This window comes from Actinomadura sp. NPDC000600 (assembly GCF_040492135.1).
In the GTDB taxonomy this organism is placed as follows: Bacteria; Actinomycetota; Actinomycetes; order Streptosporangiales; family Streptosporangiaceae; genus Spirillospora.
Genome location: NZ_JBEUPD010000039.1, coordinates 19,450 through 37,509, shown reverse-complemented (window position 1 = coordinate 37,509; position 18,060 = coordinate 19,450). Strand labels below are relative to the sequence as shown.

General features: G+C 67.2%; 17 protein-coding genes. 8 read left to right on the top strand and 9 right to left on the bottom strand.

Annotation, left to right across the window (positions count from 1 at the left end; translation table 11 throughout):
- Positions 1–272: 272 nt before the first annotated feature.
- A complete protein-coding gene (locus ABWI07_RS36780) occupies positions 273–1,331 on the top strand; it encodes a G1 family glutamic endopeptidase (RefSeq protein ID WP_353821382.1) in 1,059 nt (352 codons plus the stop codon).
- A gap of 862 nt (positions 1,332–2,193) precedes the next feature.
- Here ABWI07_RS36780 and ABWI07_RS36775 read toward each other — a convergent pair.
- From ABWI07_RS36775 to ABWI07_RS36750, 6 genes are all read right to left on the bottom strand, one after another.
- Positions 2,194–2,484 carry a hypothetical protein gene (locus ABWI07_RS36775; RefSeq protein WP_353821381.1) on the bottom strand — a complete coding sequence of 97 codons (291 nt, stop codon included), beginning with the start codon at positions 2,482–2,484 and terminating at the stop codon, positions 2,194–2,196.
- 213 nt (positions 2,485–2,697) lie between these two features.
- Positions 2,698–2,835, bottom strand: coding sequence for a hypothetical protein (locus ABWI07_RS36770; protein WP_353821380.1), 138 nt, complete (start codon positions 2,833–2,835; stop codon positions 2,698–2,700).
- Positions 2,832–3,320 (bottom strand): IS110 family transposase, encoded by a 489-nt coding sequence (locus ABWI07_RS36765; protein WP_353821379.1) that lies wholly within the window; start codon positions 3,318–3,320, stop codon positions 2,832–2,834. Before ABWI07_RS36765 ends, ABWI07_RS36770 begins: the two co-directional genes overlap by 4 nt.
- A 57-nt stretch (positions 3,321–3,377) precedes the next feature.
- Entirely contained in the window at positions 3,378–3,680 is a 303-nt protein-coding gene (locus ABWI07_RS36760) for a hypothetical protein (RefSeq protein ID WP_353821378.1), read from the bottom strand.
- Positions 3,681–4,139: 459 nt separating this feature from the next.
- Positions 4,140–5,033, bottom strand: coding sequence for a hypothetical protein (locus tag ABWI07_RS36755; protein WP_149261555.1), 894 nt, complete (start codon positions 5,031–5,033; stop codon positions 4,140–4,142).
- A 78-nt stretch (positions 5,034–5,111) separates the two neighbouring features.
- Positions 5,112–5,891, bottom strand: a complete 780-nt coding sequence (locus tag ABWI07_RS36750; RefSeq protein WP_149261554.1) for a GNAT family N-acetyltransferase — start codon at positions 5,889–5,891, stop codon at positions 5,112–5,114.
- Positions 5,892–5,957: 66 nt separating this feature from the next.
- On the opposite strand from ABWI07_RS36750, the gene ABWI07_RS36745 reads away from it, so the two are divergent.
- The 5 genes from ABWI07_RS36745 to ABWI07_RS36725 are packed head-to-tail and all read left to right on the top strand — an operon-like array spanning position 5,958 to position 11,459.
- Positions 5,958–6,776, top strand: coding sequence for an SCO2525 family SAM-dependent methyltransferase (locus tag ABWI07_RS36745; protein WP_353821377.1), 819 nt, complete (start codon positions 5,958–5,960; stop codon positions 6,774–6,776).
- A gap of 5 nt (positions 6,777–6,781) precedes the next feature.
- Positions 6,782–8,629, top strand: a complete 1,848-nt coding sequence (locus tag ABWI07_RS36740; RefSeq protein WP_353821376.1) for an SCO2524 family protein — start codon at positions 6,782–6,784, stop codon at positions 8,627–8,629.
- A gap of 1 nt (position 8,630) precedes the next feature.
- Positions 8,631–9,551: an SCO2523 family variant P-loop protein gene (locus ABWI07_RS36735; protein WP_149261551.1), complete on the top strand. Its 921-nt coding sequence runs from the start codon at positions 8,631–8,633 to the stop codon at positions 9,549–9,551.
- Positions 9,548–10,498 carry an SCO2522 family protein gene (locus ABWI07_RS36730; RefSeq protein WP_353821375.1) on the top strand — a complete coding sequence of 317 codons (951 nt, stop codon included), beginning with the start codon at positions 9,548–9,550 and terminating at the stop codon, positions 10,496–10,498. The genes ABWI07_RS36735 and ABWI07_RS36730 overlap by 4 nt, the downstream gene beginning before the upstream one ends.
- The gene (locus ABWI07_RS36725; RefSeq protein ID WP_353821374.1) at positions 10,476–11,459 is read left to right on the top strand and encodes an SCO2521 family protein; all 984 of its coding nucleotides are present in this window, start codon (positions 10,476–10,478) and stop codon (positions 11,457–11,459) included. The genes ABWI07_RS36730 and ABWI07_RS36725 overlap by 23 nt, the downstream gene beginning before the upstream one ends.
- Before the next feature lie 32 nt (positions 11,460–11,491).
- On the opposite strand, the gene ABWI07_RS36720 is transcribed toward ABWI07_RS36725, so the two are convergent.
- Positions 11,492–12,682, bottom strand: a complete 1,191-nt coding sequence (locus ABWI07_RS36720) for an NAD(P)/FAD-dependent oxidoreductase (protein ID WP_149261548.1) — start codon at positions 12,680–12,682, stop codon at positions 11,492–11,494.
- A 908-nt stretch (positions 12,683–13,590) separates the two neighbouring features.
- Here ABWI07_RS36720 and menC point away from each other — a divergent pair.
- Positions 13,591–14,706 carry an o-succinylbenzoate synthase gene (menC, locus tag ABWI07_RS36715; RefSeq protein WP_502912888.1) on the top strand — a complete coding sequence of 372 codons (1,116 nt, stop codon included), beginning with the start codon at positions 13,591–13,593 and terminating at the stop codon, positions 14,704–14,706.
- 3 nt (positions 14,707–14,709) lie between these two features.
- Here menC and ABWI07_RS36710 read toward each other — a convergent pair whose 3' ends face one another.
- On the bottom strand, positions 14,710–15,708 hold the full coding sequence (locus tag ABWI07_RS36710; protein WP_353821373.1) for a helix-turn-helix domain-containing protein: 999 nt from the start codon (positions 15,706–15,708) through the stop codon (positions 14,710–14,712).
- Positions 15,709–15,732: 24 nt separating this feature from the next.
- Positions 15,733–16,734 carry an alpha/beta hydrolase gene (locus tag ABWI07_RS36705; protein WP_353821372.1) on the bottom strand — a complete coding sequence of 334 codons (1,002 nt, stop codon included), beginning with the start codon at positions 16,732–16,734 and terminating at the stop codon, positions 15,733–15,735.
- Between the two features lie 249 nt (positions 16,735–16,983).
- On the opposite strand from ABWI07_RS36705, the gene ABWI07_RS36700 reads away from it, so the two are divergent.
- On the top strand, positions 16,984–18,057 hold the full coding sequence (locus ABWI07_RS36700; RefSeq protein WP_353821371.1) for a sugar ABC transporter substrate-binding protein: 1,074 nt from the start codon (positions 16,984–16,986) through the stop codon (positions 18,055–18,057).
- Positions 18,058–18,060 lie beyond the last annotated feature (3 nt).

Here is an 18,060-nt window from a genome sequence, read left to right as displayed (position 1 = left end):
TCGACTTCGCTCCTACCAGGGGCCTCGCCGCGTCACCGGCCACCTCAGTCCACCGCAACCACCTTGTGACCAGCACGATCAAGCTGGAAAGGCTCACTCAAAGCAAGGGCCTAGATCGGCGGAACAGGCAATACCATTCACCCCAGAAGCTCAGTTGACCGATACCGGCCATCAAGACACTTTACTAACTTCTCCTCGCGGAGAGGGTCATTGACGGCTTCTTAGCGCATGCTTAGGCTTATACCCGTCAGCATCAACCTGGAGGAATTAATATGATCAAGGTCGACAATTGCAGGTTCAACCTTCGAACAATAGGCGTGACGATGGCAATTGTCGCAGCACTTGAAGTAGCTCCGAATTTCACTGCAACGGCGCAGAGCAGTACGCCCTGGGAGTCCTACAAAGCCGCCGAGAGCTGCCCAACGGGGACCGTTGTCCGCGCCCCAAGAGAATACGAAGACCTGCGAAGCATTTCCCCCCAGGAATTCAGAAGGAGAGAGGGAATATTCCTTCCCCAGGAAATGATGCGACTGATTGCGGAAAGACAACCGACTTGGCTGCGCTCAATCAAGTGCTCTAAGAGTGACATCCGCCGGAGAGGGACTTCCCGCAAACGGAGGCAAGTGATCGCCGGGGGCAGCCTTTCACGTAACTGGTCTGGATATGTGGCCGCCCAACGGCCCTATGTGGACATAATGGGACGCTGGAAGGAGCCCACAGTGTCTGCCCCGTCAGGTCAGACCGCCAAGAGTTCGGTCTGGATGGGGGTTGGAACTGGAAATTCGATGTCTGATCCGCTAGTCCAAGCAGGAACGCTTCAGACAGTTATCGATGGCAAGGCCGACTATAAAGTAGTCTACGAGGTTGTCCCCAAGGAGGATTCCGCTCAGATTATCGACAACTTTCCAATCAAGCCTGGTGACGAAATGTATATATCCATGGGGAAGACGCCGAAATACGCTTACTTTGCTATCTACAATCTAACTGACAACTACTCGGCTGTCCTCTATGACTCATATCCGGAGATCGATGACAAAATTGATACTACAGCCGAGTGGATTGTGGAGCGACCTGGGCAGTCAGACGGAAGCCTGAGCATGCTGGCGAACTACAGAAAATTGCATTTTTACAAGGCTGGCGCTTCGTACCTTGAGGGTGTCGGTCACGAACCTGCGTCGCCCGTTGCCCTTGGCGCAGAGCCTATGGATATGACGAGCTGCGCTGACGACAAGATACTGTCAGAAGCCGGGCCACTTTACGTCGAGGGGGAGCCCTATGCGGGGATCGACATCACATGGAGAAACTACGGTCAGGTTGATTACTGTCAATGACCCAAATCAGTTTGACGCCTTGGACAGTTTCCATGGTGGAATCTGGCGCGTCTCCTGGCGCAGACGGTGAGCGCCGCGAGAGCAGAAGGAAGGAGACGAGGGGTAGCCCTACTGGCAAGTGCACCTACCTCTTCCTTCAATCTAAGATCCTTCCCATGCCGCCCTTTGGAACTTGTCGCGAGGATTCCACGCCGTTATCCGTATGGGTTTTGTTACAAGAAGACCGACGATGGCTATCCCACCATCCTTAGCGTAGATGACGGCGGTGACTCGAGCACCGGTCACCGGACTTACGCGAACGTTCGACCCTTGCTCACAAGAGGCTGATGCTCTGAAATATCGCGCCCTAAGAGCCAGAGATCCATCTGAGCTGGGCGGTGGGAGCTGGGATCTTATTGACTCCTTGAAAGGAACGCTGTGCCCCTGGGGGACAAGGTTTATCAATGCTGGACGCATTGGACCTGTGGGAAGTCTCTTTCCGCAGTACATCCCTGAAGCGCGAGCGATAGGGTCAGTTTTCTGAGGAGATTGATGGGACTGGCAGCTGGAAGCGCACATTCCCAGGACCACGGCAAGTACACAAAGAGTCATTTGTTTGTGATAGTGAATTGCCACTGCTTGATTGCCTCCTCCGAAGCGGAGTACAGTCCTGAAGGAAAGCCTCCCCCGCATCCTTTAGACATCTTCTTTGCAGAACGGGGCACTCGAGATCGACCCAACTGGCACCAGAAGGTAGGCGCCACAACTGACCTTACGGCCAGGGCCAAGGTTCGGCAACGGCAGCGGAGAGAAGGCATCACAACCCCTCAGCGATCAGGGTCTCAAGTGGCCTGATCTGAAGGGCAGCGCAACGACCATCGCCTCAAGGATGGCATCCCATGCAACAGGACGATGCGTTGGCGTTGGCCAGCTCAACCGCCGAGCTCCACCGCGCTCGGAGAAGGCGGGGGCAGATATTTCCGGGCGACGGCAGCGGGATGCCGCTCTCCTGCCGAGTCGGCGTACCAGCCGAGCGGGACGGGTCCCGCCGGTCGGTGCGAAGCCCCTGTTCACGGCAGCGATCGAGTACCGCATCGATCAACTGCATGCTCGCCGGGAAATCGAGCTCACCCAAGTCGAGCATGACAAAGCCGTCGAGAGGGTCGTCGGTCACGGCAAGGACCCCTCGACGGCCTTGAGCGAGGCAATGTCGATCGCGGATCCATATGGCGCGTCCGCAATGATCAACGCCCGGTCGTTGGTCCTTTCCCAGTCATCGCCGATGTTCTCGAGGGTGGTGTCGTGGGGCATGGGTGCCGTGGGGGCCGGGGCGTGCGTGCCGACGCCCTCAGGGTCTGCGTCGCTGTCAGTTTCGCGATCAGTGCCTTCAGGCGTTGTGGAGCTCGTAGGCCTCGGCCTTCAGCCGCAGGATCCGCTCGGCCAGCAGCCGCAGTGTGTAGACGACGGTCCGCTCGACGGCGGTGCCGTTCTCCAGCTCGGCCAGGTTTGCACAGCGGCGAATCAAGGTGGCCGGACCAGCCCGGCCAGCGATTCGCGCAGTTGCGGGTCGGCGCCGACGATCACTGCCTTGAGCTGGTTGATCGCCTTGGTGCGGGCGTTGACGGCCGAGTCACGAGCGAGCCTGAGCAGCCGCATGGCCTCGACCAGCCCGGCCCCGGCCTTGGCGATCACCTTCGTCCGGCCCGAGAGCACGGCGCGGGCGGCGGCTTCGGCATCGATGAGGTCGGTCTTGCCGCGGGTGCGGCGGGCCCGCTTGTCGGGCTGGTTGACGTCGAACACCTCAACGTCCTGGCGCTGCAGCATCCGACTCAGCGCCGCCCCATACGATCCTGTGCATTCCACCCCTGCTCGTCTCGCCTGGCCGTACTGGCGGGCCCAGTCGAGCATGGCGCGGTAGCCGTCGGCGGTGGCGGGGAAGGTGCGGGTGTCCAGCAGCGCGCCGAGCGCGCTGACCACAGCGGCGCTGTGGGTGTCGCGGTGGGTGTCCACACCCCAGGGCGACCTCAGCGCTGCGGGAAGGGGAGATCTCGGGCAGGCAGCTGAGGGTCATTCGGCATCCGATCGACTCAGACACAGGGCTGGATGGCCGACGCCCGACCGGCTCGGGCGGTCAGGACTGTGACGGTGCCTGCCGCGAAGGCCCCGGTCGGCGGCGTGCCGGAGGGCGTTCTTCGTCGGCGCGGTCAGGTCGACGGCGCCCGCGGTGTAGCTGATCGTGGAGTAGGCGATGGTGCCGTCCTTGCTGACGGCGCCGGTTTCGTAGGGGTCCGTGGTCGAGGCGACCTGGTCGCCTCCGTCCAGCGAGCGGAGCGTCCGCCGGACGGCCGCCTGGTTCTCCTGGGCCGTCACCCGCTGCCCGTCCGGGCCTGGAACACCAGGCGGGCCTCGGCGCCCTGGGAATTGCTCTCGGGGAAGCGCTCGTCCAGCAGGTCGAACGCCTTCTGCGACTCGGTGCCGGGCATGGACAGGTCCTCGTCCTGACCGGCCGGCGCCGTGGCGGCGGCGACCCGGCGAGCACCAGGGCGCCCAGCCACAGGCAGAGCACGAGCCGACGGCGCCGGAAGGCCCACCGTCCGATCCGGTAAAGAAGTGTCGCCACCTGTTGATCACTCCAGACGCTGCGGAAAGGGGAACGCGTGAGGTTCACGCGGTCTCCAACTCTTCCCCGCAGCACCCCCGGCGGGCATCGTCGCCCGACACTGTCTCCTCGTCGTGCATCCGGACTAGTCGCCGCGTCCTAGTGCCTTCGCACCAGACCCGTTTCAGCCGTCCTCGGTGCCCAGGCACCTGCGGATGCTCCGCGAGGGGCTACATCCGTCCGGGCGAGCTCTCTTCGGCTAGTTGCCAGAGGAGTTCGAAGCGTTCCTTGCACTCGCGGGTGTAGTCGGTGCGGGTCCGGAGGCGGGTCATGAAGAAGCCGAGCTGGCGGTTGGAAGCCGGGACGACTTCGTACGCGACCTCCTCGTCGAAGAGGATGAAGTCGGTCGGACTGTCGAGGATGGCCGGAATCTGGTTGTAGCGAAGCGCCCTGACCTCGATTCCGGCGCCGCGCTGCTCCTGGGTGATCGACCGGAAGTCCTCGTCGTTGAAGTCGGGGTCGCCCTCCATGATGAACAGGCGGCGGATGACCACTCCCCGGTTCTTCGCCTCGACCTGGGCCTTGAGGTAGCGCCGGCCGTGCTCGCTGGTCCAGAAGCCCCCGCTGAAGTTGTCCCCCCTGCCGTCGACCGTGGTGGTGCTGGTCGCGTCGAGGGTCTTCATGGTGGCGGTGGTGAGCTGGAGGATCCAGTTGTGGTCTTCGCCGTCGCAGGTCACCTCGCCCTCACCCCGGCTGAGCCTGTCGATCAGATCGGTGTCGCCCTTCACCAGGATCTCGGTGAACCGCCTGATCAGCGGCGGGCAGTCCTGGCCGAAGTTCACCACGGCCTCGCGGAACCGGGTGAAGGCCTCGCGGTCCAGGGCCGAGTCGCCCAGTGCCTGCTGCCACTTCGCGGACTCGATGGCCAGATCGGTCGCGCGCATCCACCGTTCGATCCCCTCGACCCGGCCGTCGAAGTCGATCAGCAGCTGCACCAGCATGATCACGCCGCCGATCAGGACCGACAGGGTGAGCGACTGGGCGACGTCCTGGTCCGCGACGAAGTTCGTGATGACGAAGGCGAAGGCCCCGGCGGCCGTGGCGACCGCGACCCTTCTGATCACGCCGCCGGTGCTGATCGACGGTAAGGGTTCTCTCGACACGCTCAACCACTTTCTGACATGAGGCTTCGCACAGCCTGATCACTTCTGCTGGAGCACGTAGCTGGCCTTGTCATGGAATCCGATGACGGTCCCGCCGTCCGCGACGAGCCGGCCCAGCGTGTCCCGCACCGCTCTGCGCCAGCGGACGGCCAGGTCGGAGCCGGCCATGCGGATGCCCTCGATGTCCGGGGGCACCTCGAGCAGGACCGTCTCGGAATCCGTCACGCGGAGCTCCGGTCCCCCGTCCGGCCCGACGACCAGCAGCCGCTGCGCGTCGGCCGGAACCTTGATCGGCATTGGCCGGCCCCGGTCGACCGCCCCTCTCACCTCGGGCTCCGTGATGTGCCAGACGACCCTGATGCGGTCGGACTGGTCATGCCCGTTGATGGCGTCGGGCATCTGCCCGTAGTGGTTCTCGAGGTACGCCTCGGCGCGCGCGCCGAGTTTGGCGAGGTTGAAGTGCGCGTTGCGGCGTACGAGCGGATCGAAGGTCCAGATGATCCGCTCGATCCCGTGGTCCATCGCCCAGCGGCGCTGGTGCAGCTTGAGTTCCAGGCCGGCGTGCGGCTTGACCGCGCCGGTCACGTACGACAGGAGCGCCCGGCCGTGCGGCGGGCCGAAGTGACCGACCGATGCGCCGACCAGCGCGCCGTCGAGAAACGCTCCGGCGACGTAGTTCCCCTCATACGCGTATCCGCGCATGATCTCCCGGAGGATCGAGAGTGCGCCGTCCTCGAACCCCCAGATCCGGTCGAACAACTCGCAGGCCGCGGCCAGCTCATCGAGCTCCCGCAGTTCCCGGATTACAAAAGCGGACATGCCCACCTGCCTGTGGTCGATGCTCTTGATCCAAGATGCGCGATCACGTATACATTTCTACAATGTATGCGGGAAGTTTCGGGAGGACTATTGCCCAGGCATCGCGAAACTGATCTTGGCCAGGAACGGTCAGCGAATTCAAGTTTCAACCGAGACGTTTCGTGGAACCAGATGGACTTGCCGGCCTACTGGAGGTCCAACTACCAGGAACCGCACGGGGACGATCTGAGCTTCGTCGCAATGGTCGGTTCCTTCATGGTCGACCACCTTCAGGGTAGAACCGACCTCCAAGGCGTCGATGTCGGCACCGGGGCCAATCTCTATCCCGCCTTCTCCATGCTCCCCTTTTGCTCCGCGCTGACGCTGATCGACATGTCCCCCTCCAGCATCAACTGGCTCACGCGCGAGCTCGGCGGCTCGTTGGACGCCTGGACCCCCTTCTGGGACGAGTTCGCCAAGATCCCCGCGTACGCGGCCGCCGGCCCGTTGCACGAGGCCATCAGGGCCCGCACCCGGATCGAGATCAAGCAGGCGTCGGTCTTCGACCTCCCCGGCGAGCAGTGGGACGTCGGCACGATGTTCTTCGTCGCCGAATCCATATCCGGGGACAGGGAGGAGTTCGAAGCGGCGCTCGCGCGGTTCGTCATGGCACTCCGGCCGGGTGCTCCGTTCGCCGTCGCGTTCATGGAGAACTCCGAAGGCTGGCGGGTCGGCGATCAAGACTTTCCGGCCGTGGCGATATCCATCGAGGATGTCGTCGCTTCTATGCCTTTTTGCACACAACTGCACCACGTGAAGCGGTTGAGCGCGGAGGAAAAGCCGATCCGTCCGGGCTATACTGGGATGATCTTGGCATGCGGCATCAAAAGATCAACTGAAGGCTGAGCACGATGAGGATTCAACCACGCGAAGAACTCCTCAACCTCTGGCGCTCCGTCGTGAAGGTCTCACTCGATGGAGACAAGTGGCAATGGGGCGGCCGGTACGAACGCAACTCGATCAGCGATGCCGAGCAGCTCCTGTGCATCATCTACCCGGCGACGGTCCTCCCCTACTTCCGCCTCGACCAGCCCGACGAGACCGCCGACGACATCCTCGAGGTGTTACGGCCGCTCGGCGACGAGTTGGACATCCCCCAGCGCCTGATCGAGCTGCTCATCGAGCACATCGAGTACTACACCGACAGCGACGGCCCCTCCTTCTCCGGAGGCAGCTACTTCAAGGGCGCCAAGGACGGCACCGAGCCCACCCCGAAGCAGATGCGGGTCGACGTCGTCGACTCGTACTCGATGGCGGTCTCGCTGATGCTGAGCACGCTGTCGCTCGTCCGCGGCTTCGGCAACACGCTCATGAACCCCGAGGTCGAACGCCGCCTGCGCCACCTCGAGCGGATCGCGAACGTCCGGCTGACCGCCGCGCTGGTGGGCCTGCTGCGCAGCTTCGTCATCAACGTCTTCACGCCCGACTCCGGCGAAGGCCGGGCCCTGCTCGGCACGGTGAACCGGACCAACCGCTCGAATCGCCAGGTCGCCGAGGAACTGCGCTCGTCGCTGCAGGAGATCCGGGCCTCCCTCGGGGACGTGACCTTCGGCTTCCGCCAGCAGCGCGCCACCGAGCTGATCGAGAACCGCAACCGGCTGTTCGAGATCGGTTGGACCTGGGGCATCGCCGAGGACGCCCCGGAGGTGGAGATCGCCCCCTCGGTGACGAACCAGCGCACCGGCGTCGCGGAGAGCGCGCCCTTCCTGTACTTCACGGTGAACGCACTCGACGGCATCGCCGACCTGTTCTCCGGACGCACGACCGTCCTCGGCCTCCTCAACGAGGAGCAGCAGCGCCTCGCCGGCGCGCTCAAGCTGCGGTGGGAGCTCACCCAGCGCTACTGGGGCACGATCGCGACCTTCGGCGACTCGCGCAGGTGGCCGCTGGAGGACCTGCCGTGGCGCACCACCGACGACCGGGAGTCCGACCACTTCAGCCTGCTGATCATCTCCCTCGTCCTCCAGGACCAGGAGGTCCGCGGCACGAGCACCATGGAGCTCCCGCGGCTGGCGGAGATCCTCATGAAGCTCGGAGAGCGCGGCCGCGTGACCAGCCGGGCCACCCGCGACGATGCCGCCGTCCGCTACCACACGCCGGGAACGGAGATCCAGCTCGGCGGCAGCGGCGGCGACGGGCCCGACCTGATCTGGCGGCTCAACGACTTCTCCCCCCTGCTGCTGAAGAACGTCCTGCGGCTGGCCAAGCTGTCCAGGGACGCCGATCTGCGGGAAGACCTCGTGCAGGCCGCGGACGAGATCTGGGACCACATCTTCCGGCGCCGGATCCAGCACTCGATCCACGCGGGGCTCTGGGACGACGCGGCGAACGTCTTCGAGGGTCTCGACAAGCACAACGACCGCCCGTCGTGGTACTACACCGAGCGGATCGTCGAGTGCATCGTCATGGCGATCAACCTGATCCGGGATCCGCTCCCCCGCAGCAGCAGCATCCACGCCTACGCCCGCGGCATCCTCAGCGAGACCGACAACCTCTTCGATCTGGAGCTCCTCGAGGCCAACGTGGTCGACCGGGGAGCGCTGCGGGCCCAACTGGAGGAGGCCCGGCTCAACCTCAACCATGCGCATGAGATCGCGTCACTGCGGCCGGCCACCGCCGTAGGGATCGCGATGGAGATCCTGCGCATGCTGGAGAAGGTCGGTGTGGCCCGGCAGAACGCCGCGGAAGGGACCGGTTGACGTGCTCGTCATCGCCACCTCCGACAAAGGCGGCACCGGACGCTCGGTCACCACGTGCAACGTCGCCTACCGGCGCGCGATCCAGGGCGATGACGTCTGCTACCTGGACTTCGACTTCGGTTCGCCGACGGCGGGGGCGATCTTCGGGATCGAGCAGATGGCCCACGGGACCAAGGGCGAGGACGGGCTCCACCGGTACTTACAGGGCAAGACGGTGACGCCCAGCCATGTCGACATCTGGTCGGAGAGCCGCCGGCCCCCGGGCACCGGCCCCCGGCCGACGGGCGCCGGGAACCTCGTCCTGTACCCCGGTGACCTCGGCGGCGGTGAGTTCACCGCCAAGCCCGAGGTCATCGAGCGCTGCGCCGAGCTGCTGCTGCAGTTGCAGAGCCAGTACTCGGTGATCTTCATCGACCTGAGCGCCGGGCGGTCCCACGCGGCGGAGATGATCCTCACCGTCACCGCGCGGGAGGAGCGGATCTCCGACACCCGCTGGCTGGTCTTCCACCGCTGGACCAGGCAGCACATCTCGGCCGCGGCGGACCTGGTCTTCGAGGACCGGGGGCTGCTGGAGTTCGGCAACCTGTTCGGCCACGACCGCGACGAGCTGCGCCGGCGCATCCGGTTCGTGCGGACGGCGGTGATCGACCCGAAGAGCGACCAGGGCGTGCTGGGGCTGCGCGCCGAGCAGGAGGCGTGGTTGCGCCAGGTCGACAAGGGCCTCAACGAGCAGGCCAACATCGCGGGGCTGGGCCGGACCTCCGTGATCGCGACGGTGCCCGTCGACCCGGTGCTCCAGTGGCGGGAGCAGCTCATCACCGACGAGGACGTCTACGCCGAGATCGCAAACGACGGCACCGTCGAGGCGTTCGCCAAGCTCGCCGCGAACCTGGACGACCCGGCGGCATGGAGCCGGCTATGACGGAACCCGAGTTGGAGGTCGACGTCCTCACGAGCCAGCCCCGCGTGGAGCTGGTGCCGCGTTCGCACCTGTCGCTCGAGCTCGGCCACCTGTACATGGAGGATCTGCTGGACGGTCCGGAGACCCTGCGCCGCCACTTCGAACGGATCGGCCCATGGGTGGACTTCGTCCGCGCCCGGCACCCCGCGCCCCTGCGGATCAGTACCTGCTTCCTGGTCGACGACTACTTCAGCCAGCTGACCTCGCCCAAGAAGCTCGTCCCCGAGCTGCTCGACGCGGCGCACGACGCCGGGTTCGGCATCGACTACCTGGTGCGGGAGTCCGCGTGCGCATCCGCCGGCGACGTGTCTCCGGCGGAACTGGTCCTGGGACGTATCGTCTCCGACCCCCCGCAGGGCAGCAACGGCCTCCGTCCCCCGGTCCACATCACCGGCTGGGTCTCCAACAGCAAGGACAGGCTCCGGCCCGACGGCCTGGACGAGGCGCTCGCCACCCGGCCCTGGCACCCTCCCGAGCAGAACGGCGCCCGGACTCATGGCATCTGCATGGAGGTCCAGATCTGGGACGAACGGGACGGCCGGCGGCGGTGGTCCTGTGCGATGCTCTCGGCCGTCTGGCAGCTGCTCCGGCTGGGGCTTCTCCGCCATCAGGGCAAGCCCGTGGTCTCGCCCACGCGGTGGACGGCCGAGTACCCGGACCGTTGGGAGGACCTTCCGCCGCTGGTCCAGCTCGCCGACGGCGCCCAGCCGTTCGCCGCGTTCCAGACGATGTCGTTGCTCCAGGCCCGGTTCGCCGACGTGGAGGCAGCCGTGCGGACCATCCTCGACCAGGTGTTCGTCGATCCGGCCGTCACCGAGCAGACCGCCGCCCAGGCGGCGGCCCAGAAGGTCGATCTGCCCGGTGACGTCGTCGGCAGGATCTCCCATGTCTTCGGCGCCGGCTTCTGAGAGCGCACTCTCCATCGGAGAGATCCGGACCGGCCTCGTCGCGCACTCCTCGCAACTGTCCATGGCGGAGACGGTCAGGCTGCTCGACCTGGTGCCCGGTGAGCAGGTGCGGCATGCCGCGCGTCCGCGCGCCTACGCCGTCTCGCCCCAGCGGCTGACCGGCATCGACTGCTTCATGCCTTCGCACTCGGGACGTCGTGTCCGGGGCGTCGGCACGTTCGCGACACGGGCCACCTTGACAGGCGGCCTGATCGTGCAGTCCTGCTCGCACACGACGCTCGTGCCGTCGTCCCGGCCATACCGGCAGGCGTGGTCGCATTACCTGGCCAATCCCGGCGTGGCCGAATACCTCGGCCGGCTGCGCCTGGAAGACGCGGCCGCGGGATTCGCCCAGGCCGAACACGGCCACCTGAACATCGAGATGGGGCGCACCGCCGAGTCCACGATCTTCAACCTGCAGCGGTCGCGGCTGCTCGACGGCAGGCAGCCGCTGCACGCTCCGCTGGGCCGGTGGCGGTGGGCGCTGCAGCCCGTGCGGGAGGACGGCGGCCCCGGCCTCTACCGCTTCACCGTCCTCCCCGAGGGCACCCGCCTGATCCGGCTCTCGGTCGTCTGGCCCGACGTGTCCGACCTGCTCGACCTGGTCGAGGACCTGGCGTTGCACGACTGGCTGCTCGACGTCGTCAACCGCCAGATCGAGCGGGCGCGGCCCGGCTCCGGGGATCTGGACCGGACGCTCCAGCACATCGGACCCGTCATCGACCACCTGCTTCACCACTGGATGCCCAAGGCCCGGGTCCAGCCGGGCCTCTACGGGTTGTGGGACGCCTTCGACCGGTTCCAGGGCCTGACCCGGCAGTGGGACCTGGCCACCGACCGGATCCGCGACCATGTGGCGCTCAACAGCCTGCGCCTGGTGCTGCGGACGGAGAGCGAATGGTCGGGGACGGGCTCGCGTTAGCTGTACCTGGCCATGATCATGGCCAGGTACAGCTAACGCGAGCGGCTCGAAGCGAGGCGCTCCGGCCTGCTCACATGCAGGTCGGCGCGGTCGTCCTGGGTCAGCGGCATGTCGAGCAGCAGCTTGGCGGCCAGTTGCGCGGTGCGCGGCGCCAGCGTGATGCCCAGTCCGTTGTGCCCGGTAGCCGCCAGAACGCGGCGGGACGGATCGACGTAGCCGAGGATCGGCAGCCCGTCCGACGTCCCCGGCCGGATCCCGGCGCGGGCGCCGAGGACCTCCCAATCGGCGACGGTCGGCAGGATTCGCCGCAGGTTGCGCAGGATGTCCTCCGTGGCCCGCGAAGACGTCCCCGGCGATGCGTCGCCCCGGTCATGGGTCACGCCCACGGCCACCCGGCCCTCGGCGTAGGGGGACGCACGGACGATGTGCGTCTCCTCGTCGTCGGGCAGCAGCGCGTCGCACTGGGTGCGCAGCCCGCCGCCCGGTGGAGTCGCGACCTCGAGTATCTGCCCCTTGATGGGGCAGAAGCTGTCGTCCCGCCAGTCGATGAAGTCCTTGACCAGCTCATGACTCAGGTGCCCCGCGGCGACGACCACCCGATCGGACCGCAGGACGCGCCCGGATCTCAGCACGACCCGTACGCCGTTCCCGTCCACGTGGATGGACTCGGCGCTGTCCTGGACGTAGGTGAAGCCGTCGTCGGCCTCAAGGACCGCCTCCAGCGCGGCCATCACTCGCACGGGCTCGACCGCCAGGTCGTCCGGCAGCCATAGCCCTCCCCTGACGGCGGGCCCCAGCAGCGGCTCGTGCCTGCGCGCGGCGTCCGCGCCCAGTTCCTCGGCGGCCACGCCGCGCTCGCGGAGGAGCGGAAGCACATCGTCGACCAGCCGGGCGTGCTCCTTTTCCTCGAGCGCCACGCAGAGGAGTCCCGAAGGGCGGAGTCCGATCGGCCGACCCCAGGCGGCGGAGAGCCGCTCGATCCAGCCTGGGTAAAGGTCACGGCTGCGTTGGGCCATGGGCCCGAGGGCGCCGTGTGCTTCGTCGTAGAGATGCGGGTTGATCCCACCGGCCGCCGCCTGCGAGGCGCTGGTCTTGACGCGGGCGCCGAACTCCCGCTCCACCACGGTGACCCGCAGGCGCGACCCGCATCGCAGGTGTTCAGCGATCCCACCTCCGATGACGCCTCCGCCGACGATGATCACATCGTGGTGGGTAGGGACCATCACAACTCCTTCGACACCAGGTCCTGAAAGTGGGCATCGCTAGAAGGATGCATCCCCGGAGGGAAGTTATATCACCGGCCGCTCTCCTGTCGGGCGAAGTAGAGTAGGTTTCCGGCATTCACCACGATACCCACCAAGCCGCTATGACCGGCATCCTGCGCCTAAATGGCGAGTCTAAGTTGGTCACTGTTTTTGGGTGCCCGCAGATGATGTCGCGAAGGGGCCGGCAACCGCCACCGGGAGCACGTCGAACGATCTCGCCCCAGTGAAGAGACCGCTCACCGCCCTAGACGGCGTTTTGCCGGTTATGTCACCCTTTGGCGCAGGGGGAGATGGACGGAGGGAGGCGGCATCACATCGGGCACCGAGTGCGCATCCGAACGCCTGGCGCCATACCGAGGAATGCGAAACAATCTTGCGGGGCGGCGGTTCGGACATAAATTGAATTCGGCGGCTCTGCGACAGCGCACGGCCAACCCTCTCAGATAAAGACGATCGAGGGGCGGAGAGTTCAAAAGATTCACTGATATGCATATCTTAAATCAGACTTTTACCTAACCTGACCGACGCTCGATTTCGGCCATCAGGTGCAAGCAGTGACGGATACCCCGAGATCGGCCGCGACCTGCCTATCGCTCACACTTTCGCGCACGCCGGCGCATTCCCTTGGCACACGCGGCACGACCCCGGACGCCCGGCCGCCCGCCAATCGGTTGACCTGGCGACAACGCGTCGACTCAGCACGATCTCCGCCCGGCAAAGCCATCTCTACGGCCTGGTCCAGGCCAACCCATAGAGATACGTTGTCAATCTGGACTTACCATTCCAGGTGCAGGCCGAAACCGGATCATGCCGCTGGGCCTGCGCATCGGAGAAGAGGTGCCGATGGACAGCCCAGCGATGGCCGGATGATGAGGATCGAGTACGTCGACCTGATCGAGGTCGCGCTGCCGCTCGTGAGCCCCTTCCGAATCTCGACCGGGACCATGACGGCCAGGGAGACGTTCCTGCTGCACGTGGTCACCGACGCCGCCGAGGGCTGGGCCGAATTCGCCGGAGACCCCGACCCGGGCTACTACCCGGAGTTCGCCGGCGCCGCCGAGATCGTCCTCCGCGACTTCCTGCTGCCCGGCGTCCTCGCGCTGCCCGAGCCGCGGGTCGCCGATCTCGCCCCGGTCTTCGCGGCGGTCAGGGGCAACCGCCTGGCCAAGGCGGCGCTCGAGACGGCGCTGCTGGACGCCGAGCTGCGCTCCTACGGGATGTCGCTCGGCACCTTCCTCGGCGCGTCACGGGAGGCCGTTCCGGTGGGCGTGTCCGTCGGCATCCAAGACTCGGTCGGCGAGCTGCTCGACGTGGTGGAGCGGTATCTCGCCGAGGGCTACGCCCGCATCAAACTGAAGATCGCCCCTGGCTGGGACCTTGAACCCGTGCGCGCGGTACGGGAACTGTTCGGGAACGACCTGCGGCTACAGGTGGACGCCAATACCGCCTACACCCTTGGCGATGCCGGGCACCTGCGCCGCTTGGACGAGTACGACCTGCTCCTCATCGAGGAGCCGTTGCAGGAAGACGACCTGTACGCCCACGCGCAGCTGCAACGACGACTGACGACCCCGATATGCCTGGACGAGTCCATCCACACCGCGCGCGACGCCGCCGCCGCCATCGCGCTCGACGCCTGCCGGGCCATCAACGTCAAGCCGGCCCGTGTCGGCGGCTACCTGGAGGCCCGGCGGATCCACGACCTCGCCGGCGCGCACGGGGTCCCCGTCTGGTGCGGCGGCAACCTCGAAACCGGCGTGGGCCGCGCCGCCAACCTGGCGCTGGCCGCTCTGCCCGGCTTCACCCTCCCCGGCGATCTGTCGGCCTCGGACCGCTATTTCGCCGAGGACCTCACCGAGCCGTTCGTCCTGCACCACGACCTCATGCGCGTGCCCGACGGGCCGGGCATCGGCATCGATCCCCGGCCGGACGCGCTGGACCGGCACACCGTCGCCGTCAGGCGACTCCACCCGCGGGAGTGACCGTCAGGAGGCCTGCGCCTTGTTGCGGTGGAGTCTGCGGAGCATGAGGGCGACGGTGAGTCTTACTCGGCCGGGGTGGTCGCGTAGGGGCCAGCCTAGGAGGCGTTCGGCTTGGGTCGTTCGCTCCTGCAGGGTGGAGTGGTGGACTTTCAGGGCCGCGGCCGCCGTGCGCAGGCTTCCGCCGGAGGCCAGGGCGTCCAAGGTCGGCAGCATCCAGGGGGCGGTGGCCGCCGCTCGTTCCACGGCGGCGATGTCGGGCAAGGTGTCGGGGGGTGCGTCCGCCGCGGCCGCCAGCAGGATGAGGCCGCCCAGTTCCTCGGCGTAGACGATCCTCGGACCGGGGTCGGTCGGCGTGCCTTGCGCGGTGAACTGCGCGGCCGCTCGTGCCGCCGCCACCGTCTTGGGCAGTTCCAGAAGGGGCACCGCGGGGCCAACGCCGGCGCGTGAGTCGCTCTCCGGGGACGTGGTGCCGACGTGGAGCGGGCCATCGAACTCGGCGACGACGCGGGCGAGCTCTGACGGCTTCAGCCGCAGTCGCTTCGCGGCATGGGAGCGGTCCTCCACCGACGCGGCGGCGTCCAGGAGCACCTCCACGAGTTCGGCGTCGTGGCGCGGCTGCGGGCGGGCCCGGCCGCGGGTGCGGTCGAGGATCGTGCGGGCCGACATCGCGGCCCGCTCCATCACCATCGCTTCGACGGGTCCGGGTGGTCCGGGATGTTCCAGCCACACGGTGATGTGGGAGTCGACGGTCAGCCGGCACCATCCGGCCTGGGGCTCGGACGGCGTGAGCTCGGTGCGGGTCCCGTCGGGCGTCACCCGGATGCGGACGCCGCGGTCGGTGTCGACGAGCACGGCCGGATGGCCGGACAGGACGGCGGCGCCGCGCACGACGTTCTCCAGTCCGGCGCGGCGCTCGATCAACTGGTCGAAGAACGTGATGACCCGCAGCGCGGCCCCGGCGTCCGGGTCCAGCGCCTCCAGGCGGCCGACCAGCTCTCTCATCGGTTCATTGTGCTCAGGGCCGGCTCAGGTCGCCAGCAGCCGGCGCAGCCAGTCGTGCCGGGCCCGGGTCATGGCCTGCGACAGCGCCGCCTGCGGCATCCAGGCGTCGAAGGCGTGGAATCCCCCGGGCCAGACGTGCAGTTCGGCGTCGCCGCCCGCTTGCCATATCCGGTCCGCGTACGCGATGGCCTCGTCCCTGAACGTCTCCGCCGAGCCCACGTCGATGAACGTGGGCGGCAGCCCGGACAGGTCGGTGGCCCTCGCCGGCGCGGCGTAGGGAGAGACGTCGGGTCGGCCGTACGCCGGTCCCAGGAGAGCGCGCCAGCCGGTCTCGTTCGAGACCTGGTCCCAGACGCCCAGTCCCCGCATCTGCAGCGTGGAGCAGCTGTCGTTGCGGTCGTCCAGCATGGGGTAGCCGAGCATCTGGCCGAACAGCGCGGGGCCTCCGCGGTCTCGGGACAGCAGGGTGGCCGCCGCCGCGAGGCCGCCGCCGGCGCTCACCCCGACGATCACGATGCGGTCGGGGTCGATGAACAGCTCGTCGGCGTGCTCGGCGATCCAGCTCAGCCCGGCGTAGCAGTCCTCCACCGAGGCGGGGAAGGGGTGCTCGGGCGCCAGCCGGTACTCCACCGACACCACCGCCATGGCGTGCGGCTCGGCCAGGTCCAGCATCGGCGTCATGCCGGACCGGCGGGTGCCCGCGACCATGCCGCCGTCGTGCACGTGGTAGATCACCGGGGCGGGCGCGTCCAGCGCCGTCGGCGTGCACACCAGCAGTGCGACGTCGGGGGCGCCGGCGGGGCCGGGCACGCGGTGGTCGGCGAAGGTGTAGGCGCCGCCCCGGCGCAGCCCGTCGTCGCCGACCGCGTGGGCGGCGACGTGACCGGTGCGGAGGGCGCCGATCAGGTCCGGGGTCAACGGCACCGGTGCGCCGCCCTGCACGACGGCCAGGCCGGCGGCCAGCTCGGCGTCGAACGGCGGGGGCGGCCCGATCGTGCGCGCCCGGCTGCTGCCCATCTCCGTCATGACTCCCCATCGTCGCGACCGCTCCCGCCGCGCGGGCACCCGCCGGTTGGCGGGGAAGCGCCGACGGATGGCGGGTAGCTCGGGAAACCGCCCTGCGTGATGGTTTCCAAAACGTGTCGGGCGTCACCCGGCGCCGATCAAACCTCAGGTTGATTACGGTACCCGGCTCCGCTTCGGCGGCGACGGCGACCCGGTTTCAGTCCATGAGGCGTTCCACCCGCCTGGTGGGACGGTACATCTGGAGGGCCCATGTTCGTTCGGAGTCGATCGCGTGCGATCGCCGTCGCGGGCGCATCGCTCGCGCTGATGGCCTCCCTGGCCGCGTGCAACGGCGACGACGCTGGAGCGGCCGGTGGCGGCGGAGGGGGCGCGGGCGTGAACGCGCCGCCGCCGACCCCGCCGGCGGGGGTGGCGAAGTTCGAGGACGCCGAGCCCGGCAGCGGTGCGGGCCTGACCATCGGCTTCACCCAGCTGAACCTCTCCGTCGGCTTCCCGCAGGACGTGCAGCGCGGCGTGGAGGAGCAGGCCAAGAGGGCGGGCGTCAAGCTGATCACCTGCGACTCCAAGGCCGACGCGGCGGTCGCGCTGGACTGCGCCAAGCAGTTCAAGACCCAGAAGGCCCAGGGTCTGATCACCTTCCAGGCCGACGCGGGTGCCGCGCCGCGGATCTGCGACGCGGGGCCGTCCGTGCCGGTGATGGCCGTGGACATCGAGCAGAAGCCATGCCAGACGACCTTCATGGGGGCCGCGAACGAGTACGCCGGCCAACTCGTCGGCTACAACGTCGGCCTGTACTTCGCCAAGCAGAACAAGTGCAAGTACGACGCCTTCGTCTCGCTGGAGTCCAAGGCGGTGGGCCAGGTCAACGAGCTGCGGATGGGCGGCATCCGCAAGGGCTTCGAGAGCGTCTGCGGCAAGATCCACAACCTGCGGACGCTCGACACCGGGCCCGGCGGCCTCAGCGAGCCGGCGCAGCGGCAGATGACCGACACGCTGACCGCGCTGCCCGGCGCGAAGCACGTGATCGTCGTGGGCATCAACGAGGACGTCGTCATCGGCGCCCTGGCGGCGGCCCGCGCCCAGAACCGGATGGACGACCTCTACCTGGGCGTGCAGAACCTCAACCCCAAGAACTGCGTCATCTACAACTCCCCGCACTGGCTGGGCAGCGTCGCCTACTTCCCGGAGAAGTACGGCCAGATCCTCGTCCCGAACCTGATCAAGGCGATGAAGGGCGAGAAGCTCCCCGCCGAGCTCCTGGTGCCGCACGAGTTCGTCACCAAGGACACCGTCAAGCGGTACTACCCGTCGTACGCGTGCTAGGGG

What these genes read in the sequence shown, in the direction of transcription:
- ABWI07_RS36780 (WP_353821382.1), top strand. Translation starts at nt 273, where the DNA reads ATGATCAAGGTCGACAATTGCAGGTTCAACCTTCGAACAATAGGCGTG.
- menC (WP_502912888.1), top strand. Translation starts at nt 13,591, where the DNA reads ATGATGAGGATCGAGTACGTCGACCTGATCGAGGTCGCGCTGCCGCTC.
- ABWI07_RS36720 (WP_149261548.1), bottom strand. Translation starts at nt 12,682, where the DNA reads ATGGTCCCTACCCACCACGATGTGATCATCGTCGGCGGAGGCGTCATC.
- ABWI07_RS36705 (WP_353821372.1), bottom strand. Translation starts at nt 16,734, where the DNA reads ATGACGGAGATGGGCAGCAGCCGGGCGCGCACGATCGGGCCGCCCCCG.
- ABWI07_RS36745 (WP_353821377.1), top strand. Translation starts at nt 5,958, where the DNA reads ATGCGGGAAGTTTCGGGAGGACTATTGCCCAGGCATCGCGAAACTGAT.
- ABWI07_RS36725 (WP_353821374.1), top strand. Translation starts at nt 10,476, where the DNA reads ATGTCTTCGGCGCCGGCTTCTGAGAGCGCACTCTCCATCGGAGAGATC.
- ABWI07_RS36730 (WP_353821375.1), top strand. Translation starts at nt 9,548, where the DNA reads ATGACGGAACCCGAGTTGGAGGTCGACGTCCTCACGAGCCAGCCCCGC.
- ABWI07_RS36710 (WP_353821373.1), bottom strand. Translation starts at nt 15,708, where the DNA reads ATGAGAGAGCTGGTCGGCCGCCTGGAGGCGCTGGACCCGGACGCCGGG.
- ABWI07_RS36700 (WP_353821371.1), top strand. Translation starts at nt 16,984, where the DNA reads ATGTTCGTTCGGAGTCGATCGCGTGCGATCGCCGTCGCGGGCGCATCG.
- ABWI07_RS36740 (WP_353821376.1), top strand. Translation starts at nt 6,782, where the DNA reads ATGAGGATTCAACCACGCGAAGAACTCCTCAACCTCTGGCGCTCCGTC.
- ABWI07_RS36750 (WP_149261554.1), bottom strand. Translation starts at nt 5,891, where the DNA reads ATGTCCGCTTTTGTAATCCGGGAACTGCGGGAGCTCGATGAGCTGGCC.